This window comes from Lentibacillus sp. L22, from assembly GCF_040812445.1.
Taxonomy (GTDB): domain Bacteria; phylum Bacillota; class Bacilli; order Bacillales; family Amphibacillaceae; genus Lentibacillus_C; species Lentibacillus_C daqui.
On record NZ_JBFNXI010000029.1, the window covers coordinates 14259 to 36116 of the forward strand.

Consider the following 21858-nt stretch of genomic DNA (forward strand, 5'->3'; position numbering starts at 1 on the left):
GATATCATACTAATATAGTCATAATATGATATCAAAGGAGGAGACACCATGAAGGAACGAGCTGCATGGTCAATGAATGGATTTTTGGGGATTATTATCATAGCAGTCCTCATTGCTGGAACTGTTATTAGTTTCATTCAAACACAGTTTATTATTGGGGCGATTTGTTTGGTGGTTGCCATTGTATTGGGAAGCGGGGTCACATTGGTACAGCCTAACCAGTCAGTGGTCGTAATTTTTCTTGGGAAATATATGGGGACGATTCGACGGGAAGGAATTGTTGTTACGGTACCATTTTCCATACGAAGAACGATTTCATTACGGGTGCGAAATTTCAATAGTAAGCTGTTAAAAGTCAATGATGTCAATGGGAATCCGATCGAAATTGCTGCGGTGATTGTGTTCAAAGTAATTGATTCGGCAAAAGCGGTGTTCGATGTCGATGATTATAAACAGTTTGTTGAGATCCAAAGTGAAACTGCAATTCGCGCGGTCGCAACCAAATATCCGTATGATACATTTGAAAATACGAAGTTAAGTCTGCGGGGAAATGCGGAAGAGGTATCCAATGAGTTAACCGACGAATTACAGGATCGTCTAAAAGTTGCCGGCGTGGAAGTGATTGAGGCACGATTGACGCATTTGGCCTATTCGACCGAGATTGCCCAGGCGATGCTACAGCGACAACAAGCAGATGCCATTATTGCCGCTCGCTGGAAAATCGTTGAAGGCGCGGTTGGTATGGTACAGGACGCAATTAAGCAAATTGAGAAGCAAGGGATTGTTGATTTGGATGAAGAACGCCGGGTAGCAATGATTAATAATTTGCTGGTCTCGATTGTTTCCGATAATGGATCTCAACCGGTCATCAATACGGGATCACTGTATCAATAAGGTTTAAAAGAGGGATTCGATGGCGAAGAAAAAGAATTTCCCGTTACGCATAGATCCGGCACTATACGATATTTTACAACGATGGGCAAAGGATGAATTTCGCAGCGTCAACAGCCATGTGGAATTCTTGCTTAGAGAGGCGGCCAAGCGCGCTGGCAGGCTTCCGAAGAAGGACGATAAGAAGATTGGGGAAGATTAGTACAGGTTAGGAAAAGTGATCCCTTAGCGCCTGGTTAGAAGCACATGAAGGATTACTTTTTTGTTCTTATCGGACATATAAAAAGGCGTTGCACTATACATAGTGTAACGCCTTTTTAGTTTTTTTTGAAAATTATATTGACATCAACAAGTATAGCGGCATTGTTTAGGCCTAATGGTGGTTATCTTGTTATTCGGATTGGCGCAGGGTTTTCTAATCGACTTCATTATTGCTATTGCTCAATCATTTTCAATTGTGTTTTTCTATGAAATACTGTTGATTGCAATTGTATTATACGGGATCAGTTGGTTATTATTGAGGAAAATAACCATTCATGCTGCACGTTAGTCTTGTAGCATCGTAAAATTAAATCTTGAACGGAAATCAACCGGGGAACCTGTTGATATCAACTTGAGGGTGCAGGAATCAACCGAGTGTGAGCGAATAAAGCAGCTATCCGCTTCTAATGTGAATGGAATAGCTGCTATAATTGCTCACATTCTTGAATTAAATTACCAAATAAACGTTGAATGGATTGTTGTTTTTTTAAAGGAAGTCCTTTTAAGCGGTGAATGTTTGTTTTGAACTCGGGATGTTGCATGATATATTCAACGATCTCCATCGCCTCGACATCAAAGGATTCAGCATCGGAACTGTAGACACGTTTGAAGTCCCTCAACAGATCTTCGCGTACGGAATAATTGCCAACCAGTTGGTCAATGGATACGTCGAATACCATGCTCAATTCAATAAGGGAAGACACATCCGGGATCACCACGTTGTTTTCCCATTTGGCGATCACAGAGCGGGAAGTTGATAGTCGCTTTGCCAAGTCGTTTTGGGTCCACTTGTGTTGTTTACGCAAAAATTTGATGTTATAGGAAATCTGCTCCAAGTTCATGATCATCACACTCTGTTTAGATAGAATAAATAAAAAACATGTTAACTAGATTTATCCTATCAGACATTAGCGAAAATAAATGCTTTTCATTGTTCTGATATAGAACATATAGTAAAATATTCCTAAACAGAACGTGAAGGGGATGAGTTACTTGGTTAGCTGCCTGATTTTGTATCACCAAACCATTACAAGTCTAACAAAATGCTTCATGTTGCGGGTAATGTTTACGGAAGAAGAACTGGAAATTCATGTTGAAGGGGATCATACGGTGTATATTTTCCTTTGGAATGTCGATAAATCAGCCGTCTGGCAAGCAGCATTAATGTTTGAATTGACAAATATCATGACAGGGTATGGATTTGGCAAGCGAAAGGAAGATGCAGAAAGTGAAGCAAGAAAAATATTATATAAACGTATTGCTTTGGAATATAAGCAAAAGCCCTTTGTGAAGGAAAACAAGGCGAAATATTATGTCGATATGGCAGAATAAATATAATTCACCTTATCCACAAACTTATCAACAAACCGAAAGACGATATAGCAGTTTGTTGATAAGTTACCAACATGATTAACAAGTTGTGGATAAGTGTAGCCCGTTAGTGTGTGATAAACAAAAACGAAGCCGGATATGTTAGCTCCGGCTCCGTTTTTGTGAAAATTGTTCATACACCTTATCTGCACCCTTGAACTCGCGTTGGTACAATACTTCCTGCGTCTTGTTTAAAAATTTCTCTTGATGAACGTCCTTTTTATTTTTACCCATCGATATCCCTCACTTTTGTGTGGTTTGAAACCCCAGCAGCAAGCCGAGCATCTCGCGTTTTTCTATGTCTAGGTTTACCGGGATGGTAAAAATTATACGAATCAGGAAACTTCTTCATCCTTAATTGTAAATAGGCTTCATATGGATTTTTAGTTGAACAAGCGTACTATTTTTTCACTTATTTATTTTAAAATTTGTTTCAATGCACTTTCCACATCCGGATAACGAAACGGATATTGAAAAGTTTCCGCTTTTTTTGGGAGTACATATTGTCCCTTGGTGATTAGCTCACTCACTTGCCCAAGACTGGTGTGAATCAGTGTGGTGGGGGTGGGGAGCCAATATGGCCGGTGGAGCACCCGGGCTAATAGGCGGATGAACGCTTTATTCCGTTTCGGTTTTGGTGCGGTAACATTAACCGGTCCGTCAATATGTTCATTTTGTATACAAAACAGAATCAACTGAACGACATCATCAATATGAACCCAGGAAATCCATTGCTCTCCACTGCCGGTTTTCCCGCCGATGAACAATCTTACCGGTAAACTCATGTAGGGAAGTGCCCCTTTTTCTCCCAGGATCACGCCAAACCGGGTAAATACAGTACGGATTCCTAATTCACTTGCCTGGCTGGCAGTTTTTTCCCAATCGGTAACCACTTGGGCTAAAAAATCATTTCCTGGAGTCGTTGTTTGCTCGGTGAAAATCTGATCATCAGACATACCATAATAACCAACTGCGGAACCGCTGATAAATACCGATGGCTTCTTGTCCATTTGTTGCACAAGGTCAATCACAGTCTGTGTAGTTAAAATTCGACTATTTCGAATGGCTTCTTTTTTCCTCGGTGTCCAATAGCCAAACAGCGACTCGCCGGCCAGATTCACGACAGCATGGATAATCGGTAAAGCTTTGGGCGTTTCCGGATAGTGCAGATAGGTAGTGTTTGTTGTATTGTGATATTTTTCAGGAAACCGGGTGAGGACATAGGCATGATGACCTTCTTTTGTTAATAATTGGGTCAAATGACGGCCAACAAAACCGGTTCCTCCAGTAATTAAGATATTCAAGGTTTTCACTCCTTTTAGGTAAAGATCAGTTTATGTTGGTAATCTTGACATGCAGCATCTTCTTTATAGTATATTCCATAACCAGGATTGCTATTTGCTAAATCATAGTACATATGTTCATCGTTTTGGTATGATAAAGATGGGGGTGCTAATTTGACGAAAATCACACGAATTACGACGCAAAAAAGACAAAACAGCCGTTATAATATTTACATTGACAATGGGGACGGTGAACAATATGGTTTCAGTGTCGATGAAGCTGTCCTGATTGAATATCATCTGAAAAAGGGACTTGAACTGGATGATGCAATGATTACGACCCTATTGAAAAAAGATAGCTTTCATAAATCATATACCCTGGCGATTAATTATTTAAGCTACCGAATGCGAACAAAAAAGGAAATGCATGATTTTTTATTAAAAAAAGAAGTGGATGAAGAGCAGATTAGTAAGATTCTTAGCCGACTTGAGCAAGAAAAATTGATTGATGATAAGCAATTTGCCGAGTCTTTTGTTCGAACCAGAATCAATACAACAACAAAAGGTCCCAGACTTGTACAAAAAGAGTTACAAGAAAAAGGGGTGGCAGCAGATATTGCCGGTCAGGCAGTCACAGCTTATACCTACGAAATACAATATGAAAAGGCATGCAAAGTCGTGGAAAAAAAGCTGAATCAATCCAGCAAACATTCTTTTCGACAGCGACTTCAGCAGCTACAAGGAAATTTACTGCAAAAAGGTTTTACCCAGCCAATTATCAAGGATGTCCTTGACGAAATGGCAGAACAAAAAGATGATGACGCCGAATGGGAAGCGCTTGTCCATCATGGAGAAAAAGTCATGCGTAAATACGGGAAAAAACAATCCGGTCAGATGCTGGATCAAAAGGTGAAAGAGGCATTATTCCGTAAAGGGTTTGCCATCGAGCAGATTAATCGGTTTTTGGATGAATACAGTGGGGGAGAGTAACCGGAAGCTTTAAATGCTTCCGGTTGAAAGTTGAAATTAGCATGTGCGTCAATAACAACGCTTTTGTGGTTGATAGAAGCGTGCAGGTGATTGATATCTGGTTTTCCCGGTCGTAATAGAGGCGAAGAAGGTCGATATTTCCTTCATTCCGGTTGAAACCGACGTGTAAGTGGTCGATAACATCATGCAAGCGGTTGATACCGGTCGAAATAACTGCGATGGGGGTCGATATATCTTTCTTTCTGGTTGATATCATCATGTGAGTGGTCGATAACACCACTTTTTGGTTGATAGTAATATACATGAGGTTGATATTCAGGCCTTTCCGGTTGATGTTCTGTTCTATCCAGTCGATATTTCAACAAATTCTACCGATATTCATCTGCCATCAAGTGCTACACGACATTTTTACCATCACAATTACATATATATTATTCTCACAAAAAAATTCCACTTAAAAAAGAGGAATTTTTTATCTTTTGTCGAAATTGTAACGTATAAACCAATGTAGGAAGGAGCAATCCATTGAAAGTTATTAAACACAGAAAAAAACCTTATGTTATTTTATGTTATGAGGCGCTATTTCGTAATTTGAAAGAACGTTACAGGAAGAATCCAAAACTCTTAGAACGCTATAACCGCTTTAATGCAGGGTATTTAGGAGAAAAAGATGTTGACTTTAGCCTAATGCAGTTCCCCCGGAAAAATTTCTACGTCATTCATGATATCCGTCTAAAAATCCACAACTTTCATTTTCAAATAGACACGTTAATTATTTGCGATAAATTCATCTGTATCTTGGAAATAAAAAATATCGCTGGAATCATAGAATGCGATAGCAAATTGAATCAATTAGTTCAAATTAATGGGGATAAAAGAATGGCTTTACAAGATCCTATACTACAGGCCGAAACACAAAAAAGACATTTACAAGATTGGCTGCATCAATTTAACATATCAATCCCACTAGATACATTAGTGGTTAGTAGCAACCCCTCCACCATTATTAATATAAAGCAAAACGCCCCCATTATTTATAGAAAACTGATACGAATGGAAAGTTTGCATTTACATTTGGATCAACTAGCGGAAAAATATACAGCTCATCCCTTATCAATCCAGCAAATTAAAAACTTGAATAACCTAATTTTACATGCCAATGCACCACTTCATCCAGATTTAATTAAACGGTTTAACATTCAGGAAAGACACCTTCACACCAGAATTTCATGTCCTAAATGTGGACAACCTGCAATAACCCGGACGTATGGAAAATGGGTATGCCAAAAATGCTCAGCAACAGAAATAAAATTGCATGAGCGGGTTATTTTAGACTATTTTTTGCTCTACCATGACACCATAACAAACAGCCAGTGCCGACGTTTACTAAGCATTGATTCCCCCAGAGTTATTTATCGGTTACTAAAATCAATGGGTTTGAAATATTCCGGGAAAAATAGTGGAAGAATCTACTATGCTCCAAAAGTTGATGAGTATCCACAGGATTCAGATTTCCCTGGTAAGTTCCAGTCTGTATTGGACATTTTTTGATTGATCAAATTTCCAATGCTTAAGGACAGGGGTGACTCCATGTTTTTATGTTTACATGGTTGATATCCTCTATTTATCGGTTGATATGCGTGCCTCATTGGTCGATATTATGTGCTATGTGGTTGATATAGCACGCTATCTGGTCGATATGCGCACATTATGGTTGATAAAAAGCGCTATCTGGTCGATATCCTGCACTCCCCGGTTGATAAAGAGTGGCACTCGGTCGATAAACGAACGCTGCAGGTTGATGCAACACGCCATTCAGTCGATATCCTTTCCTGCCAAGCAAATATCCTCGCATAACACTTGTTTAAAAATATGACGACATAAACCATTCATTTTTATTGTCTTAAACTAGTGGAAAAATGTAAACTGATAGGTAGTGGGTAACTTGCAAAGGACTAAGGCTTTTTAATTATAGTAACCATGGTTTTAGTCTTTATAGAGTGCCTTACTGGAAAGGGGACAATGATGTTGGACTATCGTTACAGTGATTATTCGATTGAGCAGTTACGCCAGGAGGTTGGCCGGCTTAAGGAGAAAGCGCAAAAAGCCGAACAGCTTGGCAATATTAGCGAAGTTGCCGTCAATGAACGGAAAATGCAAGTTGCCATGGCTTATATGTTGAACCCGGAAGATTTTCACCCGGATGATATTCATCAAATTGCTGGTGATCCTGGTCATACTTTTAAAATAAATTATATTAACGGTGTGTTTGCTTGGGGTCATCGGTTGAATTTGTTGAACGAGCAATATGAAAAGGAAGAAGCAGTTCCGATTTCGGTATTGGGGGAAAAAGTAAACTAGGGATCGCCACCCTTTGCGAGGGTGCGATCCCTAGTGTTTTGCTGATTTCGTTACACCGGATTATCTCCAAACAACAGTTTATTCTGCAGCTTCTGTTCCGAATAAATCCAACCGGTATACGAACTCATAATTTTCATATTATCATCAATGTGCACAACGGCTATAAATGGGTAATGTCCTTTGGAGCGATACCGAAGATCAATAAATCGCACTTCGGTAAAATCATCAAAGTCATTAATTTCCCAACGATAGACCGGGGAAAAGGACAAAAACGCCGCAACGTTCGAATCCTTTTGCGCGACCCTCATAATTTCCGTATTTGGCAATGGAACGCGATCAAATTTGTCGACAATTTGGATATGACCATTTTCAACACGGCTGACATAAAATTTATCCGTTGTTGTAATCGCCACACGCCATGTGTTTTGCTTGATAGTCGGTGACGTGGTGATTGACTGGATATCCGGAAAGTAATCACGTATTTTTTTTACAATTTCCCGCTTATCAAGGTACCGTTTAATGTAATATAATAAGATAACCGTGTAAACGATGATCCATGTATAGCCCGGATTAGCACCGAGTATCCAGGCGATAATTCCGGCGATATGCAAAAGAAAAATATACGGGTCGAATGTATTGATGAACCCATGTGCGATCCAGCGATCGGTAAAGGGCCGGTATGCCTGGGTTCCATATGCGTTAAAAATATCGACAAGCACATGGATAACCACAGCTACAAACGTCCAGAGCCATAAATGGAAAAAGTTAACCTGTGGAACAAACGCGTGGATCAAACCGGCAATTAACACGCCCCACATGAGTATCGCAGGAACGGAATGGGTCGCTCCACGGTGGTTTCGGATATAAGCGTCATTGCCTTTCATTTTTAGGATTGTATCAAAGTCAGGTGCATGGGAACCTACAACTGTTCCAACTAAGATAGCGTGAAATAGTGTAGGATCGTTGTGGACGGCTGGATCAAGTGTTGCTAATCCGCCAAGCGCTATCCCCATGACGATATGGGTGCCAGTGTCCATGAAGCAAGTTCCTCCTTATAAATTTTTCTTTTGTGTTAAAAGGAAACCTTTTGAACACAAAATTTTATACGATTGGTGCAATAATTATATGCCGAAAAAAGTTTGTGCATGATGATGTTTACTGTTAGTACTACTTATTATTGTATCATAAAGGGTGAAATATTTTGATAGATAAACGGTTACAGAATTTTGACATTCTGGAATTTCAACGGGATTTAATCGCTTGGTACAAACAAAATAAGCGTGATCTTCCCTGGCGAAAAGTGCGGGATCCTTATAAAATATGGGTTTCCGAAATTATGCTTCAACAAACAAAGGTTGATACGGTTATCCCTTATTTTCACCGATTTATTGAAAAATATCCAACCCCAAAAGCATTGGCTGAAGCAGATGAGCAGGACGTACTGAAGACATGGGAAGGATTGGGTTATTATTCCCGCGCCCGCAACTTGCAAACGGCTGTTAAAGAAGTGGTTGCCAGTTACGGCGGTGAAGTACCGGATACGCCTGAAGATTTGGGTGCATTAAAAGGTGTTGGCCCTTATACAAAAGGTGCCATTTTATCAATTGCGTTTGATCAGCCAGAACCTGCAGTGGACGGGAATGTCATGCGTGTTCTTTCCCGCGTGCTGCTTGTTGACGATGATATTGCCAAATCCAGTACAAAAAAACGGTTTGAAAAGCTGGCGGCAGCACTTATTTCAAAAGAAGATCCGTCGTCGTTTAACCAAGGAATCATGGAATTGGGGGCGCTTGTTTGTACGCCGAAATCACCTGCATGTCTGCTTTGCCCACTACAACGGCATTGCCGGGCATTTGCACAGGGATTGGAAGAAGAGTTACCGGTTAAATCGAAAGGGAAAAAACAAAAAACGGTTCCCTATGCTGCATTATTAATCAAAAATGAGCATGGTCAATATGTGATTGAAAAACGTTCCGATCACGGTTTATTAGCTAATCTTTGGCAGTTTCCAATGGTTCCAATCGATGAAATTGGAATGGATCATATAGCAAATTGGCTATTCGCCGAGTATGGTTTGCGGATCAACCTGGGTGCTGAAGCTGGGACCCTCAAACATATTTTTACCCATTTAATTTGGCAATTAAACATATATTACGCTACTACAAAGCAGACAGAGACGGCTGATGATCGGATCCGCTTTGTGAACCAGTCTGATTTGGCAGCCTACCCATTTCCTGTTTCCCATCAAAAGATGCTGAAATATATTGGGTAAATGGTGGATTTGATTAAGGATCCTTTACTTCGAGGCGTCATTTGTGAGGTAAATTTTACCTATTATTTAGTTTGGATAACTTCCGCTATGTGGAGCATGTTAAGTAGTGCGGAGGTGATATTGATGGCTAAGAACAACAAACAGGGTGCAAATGTTCAAAAGGCTTCCCAAGGTCAATTCGGTACTGAATTTGCATCTGAGACAAACGCTCAAAAAGTGAAGCAGCAAAACAATAAAGCTGCTCAAGGACAGAGCCAAGGCCAATCTCAATTTGGTACTGAATTTGCATCTGAAACAGAAGCACAAAAAGTAAGAAAACAAAATCAAAAATCTCAACAAAATAAGCAGTAACCACCTACCCCGATTTTTGCAAAAAGAGTTTCCTGCCCAGGAAGCTCTTTTTGTCATTATGAGCTTGTACAGCTGATTTCTGTGTCCTACAGAACATGGGCGGCTTTGGCAGAAGATCCCCACCTCGATGAGAAGCGGAAATACAAGCCAACGAGCAAGGAAGGCCGGCTTAAAACGGGCTTGCGCTCAGATGTCGGGATAGCCTTTTGAAGGGGTATGTTATTTTACCCGGACTTTTTGAACATCCTTTTGAAATGGCGGTTTGAGCTTTTCCTATTCCAGTTATTTACGTTATAATGATCATAAAGGGTGAGGAAGGGTAGATAATATGGCAGGTCCCGAAGCAGGTTCAAAAATTGAAATACATAGTTATAAACATAGCGGCCAACTACACCGAATATGGAAGAACAGTCTGGTTCTAAAGGGTACTGACTCCGTTGTCATTGCGGCAAATGATAAAACTGATGTTATCGAAAGTGATGGACGAACATGGGTAACCAGAGAGCCGGCAATTTGCTACTTTGATGCGAACTTTTGGTTTAATATTATCGGCATGCTGCGAACGAATGGGATTTATTATTATTGCAATATTGGATCTCCATTTGTGTATGATGAAGGAGCTTTGAAATATATTGACTATGATTTGGATGTAAAAGTATACCCGGATATGACCTTTGATATTCTTGATGAAGATGAATATGAAGAACATAAAAAGCAAATGAATTATCCGGATGTAATTGATCGGATTTTACATAGAAATTTGGACATTTTATTAAGATGGATTCACCAGCGGAAAGGTCCATTTGCCGCTTATTTTGTTGATCAATGGTATGAGATGTATCTGACATACAGGTAGTTTTTTCGCCGAATTTTTGTTAAGAGTATAGCGTCTATAACAAATGATAACCACAATTATCGAGACAGTGAGCTATTTAGTTGCTCGCTTGCACCATTCACTTTATAATACTGGGCGTAACCAATGATATCCTGTCATAAACGAATTGATTAAAGAAATAATATATACACTAGAGAAGTTCCTTGTTACACTGTAGCAAGGGTTTTCTATTGTTACGCACAAGGTAGGTGCAATCATGAGTAGTATTAAACAATATTTACGGTTTGTGAAACCATATAAATGGAAAATCGTCTGGACGGTACTGATCGGGATTATTAAATTTGCGATCCCATTACTCATGCCATTGATTTTAAAATATGTAATCGACAATATTATTAGTGTCGATGATTTGACTCATGCGGAAAAACTGCACAAACTATTTTGGATAATGAGTGGAGCGTTTGTCGTCTTTATCATTTTGCGTCCGCCAGTTGAGTATTATCGACAGTATTTGGCGCAATGGGTTGGGAATAAAGTCTTGTACGATATCCGTGATCGCTTGTTTGACCATATCCAAAAACTGAGCTTGAGATTTTATGCCCAGACAAAAACCGGCGAAATTATTTCCCGGGTAATACATGATGTCGAACAATCGAAAGTCTTTGTCATTACTGGACTGATGAATGTTTGGCTGGATATGATTACAATTGTTATTGCGATTGGGATCATGCTGACGATGAATATTCCGTTGACAATTGTCGCAATCATCCTTTTTCCGTTTTTCGGTTTTTCTATTAAGTATTTTTATGGGAGATTACGTCGGTTAACCAGGAATAGATCGCAGGCGCTTGCCGAAGTCCAGGGACACTTGCATGAGCGGGTCCAAGGATTGCCGGTAACGAGAAGCTTTGCACTTGAAGATTATGAGCAATCCCAATTTGATAAACGCAACATGAATTTTCTTGATCGGGCGCTGCTGCATACAGACTGGAATGCTAAAACATTTGCAGTAACCAATACCATTACTGACCTTGCTCCATTATTAGTCATTGCCTTTGCCGGGTACCAGGTGATTAACGGTCATCTGACAATAGGAACGATGGCTGCTTTTTATGGCTATATGGAGCGCGTGTACAGCCCTTTGCGTCGCCTGATCAATTCATCAACGACTTTGACACAATCAATCGCCTCGATCGATCGTGTATTTGAATTTATGAATGTAAAATATGATATAACGGATAAACCTGATGCAAAGGAACTCCGTCATGCAGAAGGAACGATTGATATAGAGAACGTGTCGTTTCAGTATGAGGAAGAAGAGCCTCCCGTGCTGAAGGATGTTTCTTTACATGTGAAAAAAGGTGAAACTATTGCCTTTGTTGGCATGAGCGGAGGTGGAAAGTCAACAATTGTTAGCCTGATACCCCGATTCTATGATGTTACAGCTGGTTCCATTAAGGTAGATGGCATGGATGTCCGTGATTTAAAGGCTCGTTCATTGCGTGATAACATTGGTATGGTACTTCAGGATAATACGCTATTTTCCGAATCGATCGCTATGAATATTCGTATGGGAAAACCTGATGCAACCGATGAAGAGGTGGTTGCGGCCGCTAAAGCAGCGAATGCAGACATCTTTATCAAGGATTTACCTCATGGATACGACACCTTGGTTGGGGAACGCGGTGTAAAATTGTCTGGTGGACAAAAACAACGAATCGCCATCGCCCGTGTCTTCTTGAAAAATCCGCCAATCCTGATTTTTGACGAAGCAACCTCTGCCCTTGATTTGGAAAGTGAGCACACCATACAGGAAGCGATGGAAAAACTGGCATCAGACCGGACCACATTTATTGTCGCCCACCGTCTGGCAACGATTACCCATGCCGATCGCATTGTTGTTATTGAAAATGGCAGGATTATCGAAGTCGGCTCACATGATGAACTGATGCAAAAACAAGGCAGCTATTATGATTTATATCAAGTACAGAATCTTGATCAGGACGAACCGGTACGTGCAAAATCGCATTAGTTTGTAAAAAACTCCCCCGTTGAGCCTGCTGACATAAGAAAACATGAAGAAACCTTATAAAATCAACGTTTTCAGGGGGGATACCATACAAACTAACTTCAATTGTACTCTTTGACTTTATGCCTAAAAAGGTACCGGCAACAAGTATTGTAATTTATCCGAGGTTAGTATCCCTCCAACAACAAAATCCGCTGCGATGTGTAAAACAACCGCTGTGAGAAGAACACCGCTAAGCATAGCAAGAATAAAAAAGAGATAGTGACTTGAGTCTTTTACTTATTATAGCCGGCTTCTTTTTGTGGGCGGCTGGGGAGGGTTGGGATTATTATTTATGGCTAGCTGTGCTTTGCTCGCCTCCATTTTAAATATTATAATCATGGCGCTCATAACACGGTTTAAATGGAAGAACTCTGAAAATTAACCGGCTATCCATTTTCTTTTAATGACAAATGCTTCTATTTCCGCTATACTATAATCAACAATTATCGAAAGGGTGAACAAAGGGAACATGAAGTACTAATCCTGTTTTTTAAAAGAATGAATTCCATAGGAGTATGATAACAGCAGATTGTAAACTCGAAATCTGTGTGCCCTCTTGCTGTATTATTTTTCATGCTCTCATGGAACGATTTCAGAACAGGATTAGCCTTTATCCTTTGTGATAAATACCCGTATGAAATGAGCGATATGTATGCCCATTTCCTTTTTTTGGCGACTCCTGTTCTGAATGTAGAATAGGGGTTTTTCTTATGCAGTTACCCTCCCCTATTCCCATCCTTCATAGATACGGAGATGATTTTATGACAATTTTAGAAGCACATCATATCAAACACAGTATCAAAGACCGGGAACTATTTTCGATAGAGCATTTAGTTGTTCATGCCAAAGACCGTATTGGTTTAGTCGGGAAGAACGGCTCAGGAAAAACAACTTTGCTCAACCTCCTTGCCGGTAAGATTCCGCCAGAACAAGGTACGATTCACATGCATACTTCCGTGGAATTATTGCCACAATTAAAAGAGAAGCGTGATGAAAAAAGCGGCGGGGAAGTGACGCAGGCTTATATCGTAGAAGCTTTACAGAAGCAAACCGGCCTCCTTCTTGCTGATGAGCCGACAACCAATCTGGATACAGCCCATATTGAATGGCTTGAAAAACAGCTGTCCCATTGGCAGGGAGCATTAATTGTCGTCTCTCATGATCGCAATTTTTTAGATAAACTATGCCAGCAAATTTGGGAAATTGATGAAAAGAGCATCCAAATTTATTCCGGCAACTATACAGCATACCGGGAGCAGAAGGAAAAAGAAATCGAAAAACAACGTCTGGATTATGAGCATTATCAGCAGAAAAGAAGGCAGCTTGAGCAGGCGATACAGAAAAAAGAGCAAAAAGCACAGCGGGTAACTAAAACACCAAAAAGTAAAATTGGTTCCACGGAAGAATCATTAAAAGGAGCGAAGCCCTACTTTGCGAAAAAGCAGAAAAAGCTGCAAAAAACATCCAAAGCTTTGGAAAGCCGATTAGAAAATCTGGAAAAAGTGGAGAAGGTAAGAGAGGCTGCTCCCTTGAAAATGACACTTCCCCATCAAGAAAAATTGCAGCAGAAAATTATTTTACGAATAGAGGATGTAGAAGGTGCTGTTCCCGGGAAACAATTATGGAAAAAAGCCAGTTTAAATATAAAGAGCGGAGATAAGGTTGGCATCATCGGCCCAAACGGAGCAGGCAAAACAACGTTTATTAAAAAAATAATGAATAGAGATTCCGGCATCACGTTAAATCCGTCTATTAAAACAGGTTATTTTCAACAGGATTTATCTACCTTAAATCAGGAAAAGTCGATTCTGGAAAATGCCAAAGAAACCTCTAAGCAGGATGAAACCCTGATTCGGACGGTTTTAGCAAGACTGCATTTCTATGGTGATGATGTATTTAAGCCTGTTCACGTGCTTAGCGGCGGTGAGCAGGTTAAGGTGGCATTTGCAAAGCTATTTGTCAGTGATATCAATATGCTTATTCTGGATGAGCCGACAAACTACCTCGATATAGAGGCGGTCGAAGCATTAGAGGGTCTGCTTCAAGCCTATGAGGGTACTGTTTTATTTGTATCCCATGACCGGCAGTTTATCGAAAATATCGCAACCAAGGTCATTGAAATAAATCAGCAGCAGCTCACCTTTTTTGATGGGAACATCCAGCAGCTCCATCAAGAACCAACGGAAAAAGAGACGCAAGAAGATCCAATCGAACAGCAGTTAATGATTATTGAAACGAAGATAACAGAAACATTAAGCAAGCTCAGCCTGGAGCCATCGGATGAACTGGATCAGGAATTTCAAAAGCTTCTCCAGCAAAAACGCGCGCTTTTAAATCAGCAAAAGGAATGATAGAATAAGATTTGTTCAGCAGGAGGTTCTCTCTCCTGCTTCTCTTTTATACCTATTTCAGAAAAGAACTTCACCATGGAGTAAACAACGAAATCAATCGATAGAGCAGCCATAGAACTAAACCATGTCAGCTATTCTGATGAAGATTTAGATATTATTACTCGATCGAAAAAAGGAAGGACTCGATCGAAACCAAGAGGCGCCGCATGGATATAATGAAAGAACCACACAAGTAATTGATACCATTCCAAGGGGGAAACATGCATGGAAAAAATCATGATTGTAGAAGACGACTTGAAAATTGCCGAATATCTTCATTCCTATATTACGAAATACGGTTATGCGGTTGCTGTAACGGATGATTTTGAACATTTAATGGATGCATTTAACAAGGAACAGCCAGATCTTGTTTTGCTTGATATAAATTTACCTAGTTATGATGGTTATTATTGGTGTCGGCAAATTCGTAAACAGTCGATTTGCCCGGTCATTTTCATTTCTGCACGCACCGGAGAAATGGACCAGGTCATGGCATTGGAAAATGGTGGGGACGACTTCATTACCAAGCCATTTTCTCCGGATATTGTCATGGCCAAAATTCGCAGCCAACTAAGGCGGGCGTATGGAGAATATGCAGTGAAGCACGAGGAAAGAGTGTTAGTTAAAGAAGGACTGCGGTTGTTCCCCGAACGATTCGAATTGCGGTTGGGAGATGATGTTGTGTCCTTGACAAAGAAGGAAACGGATATCTTGGAAAGTCTGATGGATCGGTATCCGCGTGTTGCCGGCAGAGAGGATTTGCTGGAAAAACTATGGGATGAGCAAGCATATGTGGATGAAAATACACTAAATGTAAATATCACCCGCGTTCGGAAAAAGTTTCAGGAGCTTGGGATTGAGGACGCGGTAGAAACAGTAAGGGGTGCAGGATATCGGCTTCAGATTACGTGGAAGGAGGACTAGACAATGAAACTGTTTATTCGCGAACATGTTTTGCTAATCATTGTGCAATGTCTCCAATGTGTGATTATTCCTATTATATTATGTCTGGATGGCTACCGGAATATCAAGTTAATCGGTTATGCCATCTTTCTTTCATTTTTCTTCCTTATCTGTTACCTCATCTACCGGTATGTGAGCAGACGCTATTTTTACCAAAAACTATCCCAACCGATGAAAACATTGGATGCATCGCTGGAACAAACCGATCAGACACCGATATCCCATGCGCTTGATCAATTGTTGCATACGCAATACCGCTTATATCAAGAACAACTCCGAACTGCAATGGATCAACAGGACGAGCACTTAATGTTTATGGATCGCTGGGTACACCAGATGAAAACGCCGCTCTCTGTAATTCGGTTAACCGCGCAAAATCTGGATGAACCGGAATCTTCAAGCATTCGGGAGGAAACCGATCGCATCAGTAATGGGTTAAATACCGTATTGTATATGGCGCGACTGCGAACCATTGAGGAAGATTTTCATATCAAACCGGTTGTTCTGTCCAAACTTGCACATGAGGTGAATCAAGAAAATAAGCGATTTTACATACGTAATGAAGTCTATCCGCAGCTACACGAAGCAAAATCTGGGATAACGGTTGAAACAGATGAGAAATGGCTGTTTTTCATGCTGTCACAGCTTGTCCATAATGCTGTAAAATATTCTGCCGGAAAGGATAAGCGCATTATCCTGTCATTGTACGAACGAGACGGAGAAGCAGTACTGGAAGTGAAGGATTTTGGCATTGGTATCGCTGTTGCTGATCAAAAACGCATTTTTAATAAATTTTACACCGGAGAAAATGGACGCAAATATCGTGAATCCACGGGGATGGGCCTTTATCTGGTGAAAGAAGTATGCAACAAGCTGGAACATGGTTTAGAATTTGATTCCGAGGTAGGCAAAGGAACAAGCATAAGGATCATTTTTCCCCAGTCGCAAAATCTTACATCGGTGTAAGAAACGTGAAAGCATAATCGATAGTAACTCCTTATCAATCGCGCTATACTAATTCCAGAAAAGATGTTCAAGAGCGTGCTTAAAAAGACTGGTAATAATAATGACACAGCAATCCTGGTCTTTTTGAACGCGATCAGAAACGAGCTGGAAAGGAGAACGATGATGCTTAAACTAACCAATGTAGGCAAAGTATATGAGGGAAAAGTTGCTTACAGGGCATTGACCGATATTAATTTAGAAATTGAAAAGGGGGAATTTGTCGCAATTATGGGGCCGTCTGGCAGTGGGAAAACGACATTGCTCAATATTATTTCCACAATTGATGCCCCAACAACCGGAGACGTGGCAATCGAAGGGAAAAACCCGCACACGCTCAAAAAAAATGCACTCGCCAAATTTCGCCGGCAGGAACTTGGGTTTGTGTTTCAGGATTTTAACTTACTGCACACGTTGACCGTGGAGGAAAATATCGTTTTGCCGTTAACGTTAGACGGGAAACCAGTAAAGGAAATGAAGGAGAAAGCCCAACAAATTGCCGATGTATTAGGGATTACTTCTATTATGGGAAAGCGGACATACGAAATTTCTGGCGGTCAGGCACAGCGGGTTGCCGTTGCACGGGCTATGATTCATGAACCAAAGTTGTTACTTGCGGATGAACCGACTGGAAACCTTGATTCAAAGGCGTCCAAAGATGTGATGGAAATGCTTGTGTCCATTAATAAACAGGAAAAAACAAGTTTATTGATGGTGACACACGACCCACAGGCAGCCAGTTATTCAGATCGTGTCATATTTATTCGGGATGGCAAGCTGCATTCCGAAATCCACCGCGGGGACAGCAGGCAGGCATTCTTCCAGAAAATCATTGATATGCTTTCCTTGATGGGAGGGGATGACAATGACTTTTCGTCAGTTCGCGTTTAATAATGTTTTACGCAACAAACGGCTATATGTCGCCTATTTCCTAAGCAGCATGTTTACGGTGATGGTATTTTTCACGTTTGCCATTTTTGCCTTTCATCCTGCTTTTTCAGGGGGATCGGTGAATTCAAAGGCAATGTTTGGTATGGCAGTTGCCGGTGGGATTATCTACGTTTTTTCTTTCTTTTTTGTATTGTATTCGATGAGTTCATTCTTGCAATCGAGAAAGAGAGAGTTTGGGTTGTTGATGATCCAGGGGGCATCCAGCGGGCAAATTCGTTGGATGGTATTTTTGGAAAATATGCTGATTGGCTTTTTTGCAACTGTTGGCGGGATAGTACTTGGACTAGTATTTGCTAAAGTGATCCTCATGCTTGCGGAAAATGTGCTGATCATTAGCGAGTCGCTGGATTTTTATTTTCCAACACTAGCAATTATCATAACGTTTATTAGCTTCATCATCTTGTTTTTGTTTATATCCTTGTTTGTTTCGTTTATATTAAGGACAAAGAAACTGATTGATTTGATCAAGGGAGATAAACAGTCAAAAGGGGAGCCAAAAGCTTCTGCATTACTGGCCATTTTTGCTGCGCTATTGTTGATAGCCGGGTATGCAACTGCATTATTTGTCAAGGGTACAATGGTCGTTATGGTGATGGTTCCGGTTATTATTGTGGTAATCCTCGGAACCTATCTGCTGTTCACCCAGTTGAGTGTGTCCATCATTCGCCGCTTGAAAAAGAATAAACCAATTTTTTGGCGGCAAACGAATATGCTGCTTTTCTCTGACCTGTCATTTCGATTGAAGGATAATGCCAGAACATTTTTCATGGTGGCGATTATTTCTACGGTAGCTTTCAGTGCGATTGGAACGCTGTATGGTTTTCAATCGTATCTGACAAATGGAATGAAAGAAGCCAATCCATATTCCATTACGTATTATCCGCTTGAAGATGAGAGTAAAACCGATATGAAGCAAGACGTTAAGCAGATTAATACGATTTTACAAGAAGAAAACATTCAGGCAGCAACGGAAAAGGTAACATTAAATTACTTCGATCTTGGAGATAACCAGAATGTCTTAATAGCCAAGGCATCGGATTATAATCGATTTGCCAGGCTCATTGACGAAAAGGAACTGCATCCAAAAGAAAATGAAGCGGTTGTGATGGATAATAGTCAGAGCTTGACGAATACAAATGAGGGTGAAACCTTGATGAAATCCCCGGTTAAACTGGATGATGGCAGGGAGATTCAACCTTATCGAAAAGCAACTTCCAGTGTACTACCTGAATTTAGAGCTTACTATGTTGTCAATGACCATGTATATGATCAACTGGGAAAACCGGTAAGAAGCGGGGATCATTTTGTTTGGCAAGCAGAATCCGGTCAATCCGATCAACTCATTAACGCCGGCAAAAAAATATCTGAACAAGTTGGATTTACAGCACAAGCATTCGATTATATAGATTACCAAATCAATAAAGCCTATGGTCCAATTATGTTTATTGGCTTATTCATCGGGATTGTGTTCTTTGTATCGGCAGGAAGTTTCCTCTATTTCCGATTGTATACCGATTTGGATGAGGATAAGCAGAAATTCGGTTCCATTGCCAAAATCGGGCTGACGCAACGGGAATTGAAAAAAGTCGTGAACAGACAAACAGCGATCCTATTCTTCGCACCAATTGTTGTTGCCTTGGTACATGGAGCGGTCGCACTTACAGCATTGGCGCACCTTTTCGAATATAATTTGTTTAAGGAGGCTTCTCTTGTACTGGGAGGATTTGCCCTTATCCAAATTGTTTATTTCTTGATTGTACGGTATTTCTATGTGAAGCAGATTAGGTCGGCGATTTATTAACAAGATTATTGTCCTATCAAAAACGCACCCTTCGCAGTTAAAGGGTGCGTTTTTAAGATTAAGTTATTTACTCATTTCCTGAAATGCATGATCACACGCTTCAATCGTTGTATCGATATCAGCTTCGGTGTGTTCGGTCGTTAAGAACCAGGCTTCATATTTGGATGGGGCCAGATTAATGCCTTGATTTAACATTAATTGAAAGAAGGTCGCGAATGCCTCTCCATCGCTTGCTTCAGCCTCAGCATAGTTGGTAATTTCCCCGTTTCCGAAATATACGGTCATGGCGCCACATAAGCGGTTGATCGAAATTGGCACACCGTGTTCGGCAGCTTTTTCCAGAATGCCAGCTTCCAAACGTGCGCCCAAGCGATCGAGTTTTTCATAGACACCATCTTCGTGTAATACCTCCAGGCAAGCAATTCCGGCGGCCATCGAGGCTGGATTTCCTGCCATGGTCCCGGCTTGGTAGGCGGGTCCAAGCGGCGCAACCTGTTCCATGATGTCTTCACGTCCACCGTACGCACCGATTGGCAAACCACCACCGATAATTTTACCCATGGCGGTCATGTCCGGTTCAATGCCATAAATCTGTTGAGCGCTGCCGTATGTAAACCGAAAAGCCGTGATTACTTCATCATAAATCACTAATGCACCAGCAGCATGCGTAATGTCGTTAACCGATTGTAAGAAACCTTCATGCGGTTCGACAATGCCAAAGTTGCCAACGATTGGTTCTACTAACACCGCAGCAACGTCATTTCCCCATTTATCCATGGCTTCTTGAAATGCGTCAAGGTCGTTAAAAGGGACGGTAATAACATCTTCAGCAACTGCTTTCGGAATACCAGCGGAGTCAGGTGTTCCCAGTGTTGCCGGACCAGATCCTGCCTGGACTAATACGGAGTCAAAATGTCCGTGGTAACAGCCGGCAAATTTAATTACCTTGGTACGATCAGTATATGCGCGTGCCACTCGAACGGTTGTCATGACTGCTTCCGTCCCAGAGTTGGTAAACCGCACCTTGTCAAGGGAAGGAATCGCTTCTTTGAGCATTTTGGCAAATGTGTTTTCCAAGCGGGTTGGTGTACCATACAGTGTCCCGTTTGTTGCGGCGTAGGTGATTGCCTCCGCGATATGTGGGTGTGCATGCCCGGTGATAATCGGACCGTATGCGCCAAGGTAATCAATATATTTATTGCCATCTACATCCCAAAAGTACGCTCCTTTTCCATGCTCCATATAAACCGGAGCGCCACCGCCAACGGCTTTATAGGAACGAGAAGGTGAATTGACCCCGCCAACAATATGGGTAAGTGCCTCTTCGTGTAATTGTGTTGATTTTGTCAAATCCATATTTATAAATGCCTCCTTATTCGGGGATTAATCCTTTGTTGCTTTAGCACTTTAAAACAGTGGGAGACTAACCCCCCGTTTCCTATTTTACACGACTTTTTTCTGTTTCGCAGTATCGACATGTTGAATGATGAAAAGATGACAACCTTCTCTTGGGATAGGCATATATATGGTACAAGCAGGAAAGTGAAGAAGGAGAATTCGTTATATGCATATATTTTTATGGATTGTGTTGATCGTTCTCATCTGTATCATTATTGGCAGCAGTCTAATTAGTTTTATTCGCGATTGGCCCTTGCATAATCGGCGTTTCGAGATGAAAGATGTTCGTTTTTCCTCAGAAATTTTTTATACCCTATTAGTGATTTATGTCCTGGTCATTCTTGGTTTTGCACTGATTTATTTTATTCTTTCCTTTGAGCATGTGACATTGGCGGAGGGTGGTGAGCTAAGAGAGGTGGGGGTAATCGGCACACTGATTCATTCCATCTATTTTAGCGGTGTGACGTTGTTGACGATTGGCTATGGCGACATCGCGCCGGTTGGAATTGGTCGATTTATTGCCTTGGTGGAAGCACTGATTGGATATGTACTGCCAACCGCGTTTGTCCTGAAGCTGGTGCAATATTCCTATCATAGCCGCGATCATTAGCAAACAGAACTTGTACATGTTATAGTATTGTTAGAATATTGTAATGGAGGGATGTAG

21 protein-coding genes are annotated in these 21858 nt (G+C 40.9%); 16 read left to right on the top strand and 5 right to left on the bottom strand.

Annotated elements, in window-relative coordinates; all coding sequences use genetic code 11:
* The first annotated feature begins 48 nt into the window (after window positions 1–48).
* Together ABRT01_RS12475 and ABRT01_RS12480 are read left to right on the top strand one after the other, a co-directional pair.
* Window positions 49–894: an SPFH domain-containing protein gene (locus tag ABRT01_RS12475; protein ID WP_269410097.1), complete on the top strand. Its 846-nt coding sequence runs from the start codon at window positions 49–51 to the stop codon at window positions 892–894.
* Between the two features lie 19 nt (window positions 895–913).
* Entirely contained in the window at window positions 914–1093 is a 180-nt protein-coding gene (locus ABRT01_RS12480) for a type II toxin-antitoxin system antitoxin (protein WP_269410096.1), read from the top strand.
* Between the two features lie 484 nt (window positions 1094–1577).
* Here ABRT01_RS12480 and ABRT01_RS12485 read toward each other — a convergent pair whose 3' ends face one another.
* A complete protein-coding gene (locus ABRT01_RS12485; protein WP_269410094.1) occupies window positions 1578–1994 on the bottom strand; it encodes a helix-turn-helix domain-containing protein in 417 nt (138 codons plus the stop codon).
* Between the two features lie 142 nt (window positions 1995–2136).
* On the opposite strand from ABRT01_RS12485, the gene ABRT01_RS12490 reads away from it, so the two are divergent.
* Entirely contained in the window at window positions 2137–2484 is a 348-nt protein-coding gene (locus ABRT01_RS12490; RefSeq protein ID WP_269410093.1) for a hypothetical protein, read from the top strand.
* Between the two features lie 141 nt (window positions 2485–2625).
* Here the strand turns inward: ABRT01_RS12490 and ABRT01_RS12495 are convergent, their stop codons facing one another.
* Together ABRT01_RS12495 and ABRT01_RS12500 are read right to left on the bottom strand one after the other, a co-directional pair.
* Window positions 2626–2757: a YfhE family protein gene (locus ABRT01_RS12495; protein ID WP_269410092.1), complete on the bottom strand. Its 132-nt coding sequence runs from the start codon at window positions 2755–2757 to the stop codon at window positions 2626–2628.
* Window positions 2758–2939: 182 nt separating this feature from the next.
* On the bottom strand, window positions 2940–3836 hold the full coding sequence (locus ABRT01_RS12500) for a TIGR01777 family oxidoreductase (protein ID WP_367747579.1): 897 nt from the start codon (window positions 3834–3836) through the stop codon (window positions 2940–2942).
* A gap of 144 nt (window positions 3837–3980) precedes the next feature.
* Between ABRT01_RS12500 and recX the strand changes: the two genes are divergently transcribed.
* The 3 genes from recX (at window position 3981) to ABRT01_RS12515 (ending at window position 7157) form a co-directional block, all read left to right on the top strand.
* Window positions 3981–4796, top strand: coding sequence for a recombination regulator RecX (recX, locus tag ABRT01_RS12505; protein ID WP_269410090.1), 816 nt, complete (start codon window positions 3981–3983; stop codon window positions 4794–4796).
* A 525-nt stretch (window positions 4797–5321) separates the two neighbouring features.
* Window positions 5322–6347, top strand: a complete 1026-nt coding sequence (locus ABRT01_RS12510; RefSeq protein ID WP_269410088.1) for an NERD domain-containing protein — start codon at window positions 5322–5324, stop codon at window positions 6345–6347.
* A gap of 477 nt (window positions 6348–6824) precedes the next feature.
* A complete protein-coding gene (locus ABRT01_RS12515) occupies window positions 6825–7157 on the top strand; it encodes a YfhH family protein (protein WP_269412599.1) in 333 nt (110 codons plus the stop codon).
* 50 nt (window positions 7158–7207) lie between these two features.
* Here ABRT01_RS12515 and ABRT01_RS12520 read toward each other — a convergent pair whose 3' ends face one another.
* The gene (locus ABRT01_RS12520; RefSeq protein WP_269410086.1) at window positions 7208–8194 is read right to left on the bottom strand and encodes a metal-dependent hydrolase; all 987 of its coding nucleotides are present in this window, start codon (window positions 8192–8194) and stop codon (window positions 7208–7210) included.
* A 167-nt stretch (window positions 8195–8361) separates the two neighbouring features.
* Between ABRT01_RS12520 and mutY the strand changes: the two genes are divergently transcribed.
* From mutY to ABRT01_RS12565, 9 genes are all read left to right on the top strand, one after another.
* On the top strand, window positions 8362–9429 hold the full coding sequence (gene mutY, locus ABRT01_RS12525) for an A/G-specific adenine glycosylase (protein WP_439649462.1): 1068 nt from the start codon (window positions 8362–8364) through the stop codon (window positions 9427–9429).
* A 123-nt stretch (window positions 9430–9552) separates the two neighbouring features.
* Window positions 9553–9780 (top strand): gamma-type small acid-soluble spore protein, encoded by a 228-nt coding sequence (locus tag ABRT01_RS12530; protein WP_269410084.1) that lies wholly within the window; start codon window positions 9553–9555, stop codon window positions 9778–9780.
* 328 nt (window positions 9781–10108) lie between these two features.
* Window positions 10109–10636, top strand: coding sequence for a nucleoside tri-diphosphate phosphatase (ntdP, locus tag ABRT01_RS12535; RefSeq protein WP_269410083.1), 528 nt, complete (start codon window positions 10109–10111; stop codon window positions 10634–10636).
* A gap of 235 nt (window positions 10637–10871) precedes the next feature.
* Window positions 10872–12647 (top strand): ABC transporter ATP-binding protein, encoded by a 1776-nt coding sequence (locus ABRT01_RS12540; protein WP_269410081.1) that lies wholly within the window; start codon window positions 10872–10874, stop codon window positions 12645–12647.
* An 800-nt stretch (window positions 12648–13447) separates the two neighbouring features.
* The gene (locus tag ABRT01_RS12545; protein WP_269410079.1) at window positions 13448–15037 is read left to right on the top strand and encodes a Vga family ABC-F type ribosomal protection protein; all 1590 of its coding nucleotides are present in this window, start codon (window positions 13448–13450) and stop codon (window positions 15035–15037) included.
* A gap of 264 nt (window positions 15038–15301) precedes the next feature.
* Window positions 15302–16000, top strand: a complete 699-nt coding sequence (locus ABRT01_RS12550; RefSeq protein WP_269410077.1) for a response regulator transcription factor — start codon at window positions 15302–15304, stop codon at window positions 15998–16000.
* 3 nt (window positions 16001–16003) lie between these two features.
* Window positions 16004–17005, top strand: coding sequence for a sensor histidine kinase (locus tag ABRT01_RS12555; RefSeq protein WP_367747588.1), 1002 nt, complete (start codon window positions 16004–16006; stop codon window positions 17003–17005).
* Window positions 17006–17167: 162 nt separating this feature from the next.
* Window positions 17168–17932 carry an ABC transporter ATP-binding protein gene (locus tag ABRT01_RS12560; RefSeq protein ID WP_269412598.1) on the top strand — a complete coding sequence of 255 codons (765 nt, stop codon included), beginning with the start codon at window positions 17168–17170 and terminating at the stop codon, window positions 17930–17932.
* Window positions 17907–19793, top strand: a complete 1887-nt coding sequence (locus ABRT01_RS12565; protein WP_367747592.1) for an ABC transporter permease — start codon at window positions 17907–17909, stop codon at window positions 19791–19793. Before ABRT01_RS12560 ends, ABRT01_RS12565 begins: the two co-directional genes overlap by 26 nt.
* Window positions 19794–19856: 63 nt before the next feature.
* Here the strand turns inward: ABRT01_RS12565 and ABRT01_RS12570 are convergent, their stop codons facing one another.
* A complete protein-coding gene (locus ABRT01_RS12570) occupies window positions 19857–21149 on the bottom strand; it encodes a glutamate-1-semialdehyde 2,1-aminomutase (RefSeq protein ID WP_269410074.1) in 1293 nt (430 codons plus the stop codon).
* 208 nt (window positions 21150–21357) lie between these two features.
* Between ABRT01_RS12570 and ABRT01_RS12575 the strand changes: the two genes are divergently transcribed.
* Window positions 21358–21801 carry a potassium channel family protein gene (locus ABRT01_RS12575; RefSeq protein ID WP_269410073.1) on the top strand — a complete coding sequence of 148 codons (444 nt, stop codon included), beginning with the start codon at window positions 21358–21360 and terminating at the stop codon, window positions 21799–21801.
* Window positions 21802–21858 lie beyond the last annotated feature (57 nt).

Excerpts from the sequence above, each read along its gene's own strand:
- ABRT01_RS12565 (WP_367747592.1), top strand. The coding sequence starts at position 17,907 with ATGACTTTTCGTCAGTTCGCGTTTAATAATGTTTTACGCAACAAACGG.
- ABRT01_RS12480 (WP_269410096.1), top strand. The coding sequence starts at position 914 with ATGGCGAAGAAAAAGAATTTCCCGTTACGCATAGATCCGGCACTATAC.
- ABRT01_RS12520 (WP_269410086.1), bottom strand. The coding sequence starts at position 8,194 with ATGGACACTGGCACCCATATCGTCATGGGGATAGCGCTTGGCGGATTA.
- ABRT01_RS12540 (WP_269410081.1), top strand. The coding sequence starts at position 10,872 with ATGAGTAGTATTAAACAATATTTACGGTTTGTGAAACCATATAAATGG.
- ABRT01_RS12495 (WP_269410092.1), bottom strand. The coding sequence starts at position 2,757 with ATGGGTAAAAATAAAAAGGACGTTCATCAAGAGAAATTTTTAAACAAG.
- ABRT01_RS12555 (WP_367747588.1), top strand. The coding sequence starts at position 16,004 with ATGAAACTGTTTATTCGCGAACATGTTTTGCTAATCATTGTGCAATGT.
- ABRT01_RS12575 (WP_269410073.1), top strand. The coding sequence starts at position 21,358 with ATGCATATATTTTTATGGATTGTGTTGATCGTTCTCATCTGTATCATT.
- ABRT01_RS12490 (WP_269410093.1), top strand. The coding sequence starts at position 2,137 with ATGAGTTACTTGGTTAGCTGCCTGATTTTGTATCACCAAACCATTACA.
- ABRT01_RS12475 (WP_269410097.1), top strand. The coding sequence starts at position 49 with ATGAAGGAACGAGCTGCATGGTCAATGAATGGATTTTTGGGGATTATT.
- ntdP (WP_269410083.1), top strand. The coding sequence starts at position 10,109 with ATGGCAGGTCCCGAAGCAGGTTCAAAAATTGAAATACATAGTTATAAA.
- ABRT01_RS12570 (WP_269410074.1), bottom strand. The coding sequence starts at position 21,149 with ATGGATTTGACAAAATCAACACAATTACACGAAGAGGCACTTACCCAT.
- ABRT01_RS12485 (WP_269410094.1), bottom strand. The coding sequence starts at position 1,994 with ATGAACTTGGAGCAGATTTCCTATAACATCAAATTTTTGCGTAAACAA.
- ABRT01_RS12530 (WP_269410084.1), top strand. The coding sequence starts at position 9,553 with ATGGCTAAGAACAACAAACAGGGTGCAAATGTTCAAAAGGCTTCCCAA.
- ABRT01_RS12545 (WP_269410079.1), top strand. The coding sequence starts at position 13,448 with ATGACAATTTTAGAAGCACATCATATCAAACACAGTATCAAAGACCGG.
- ABRT01_RS12550 (WP_269410077.1), top strand. The coding sequence starts at position 15,302 with ATGGAAAAAATCATGATTGTAGAAGACGACTTGAAAATTGCCGAATAT.
- ABRT01_RS12560 (WP_269412598.1), top strand. The coding sequence starts at position 17,168 with ATGCTTAAACTAACCAATGTAGGCAAAGTATATGAGGGAAAAGTTGCT.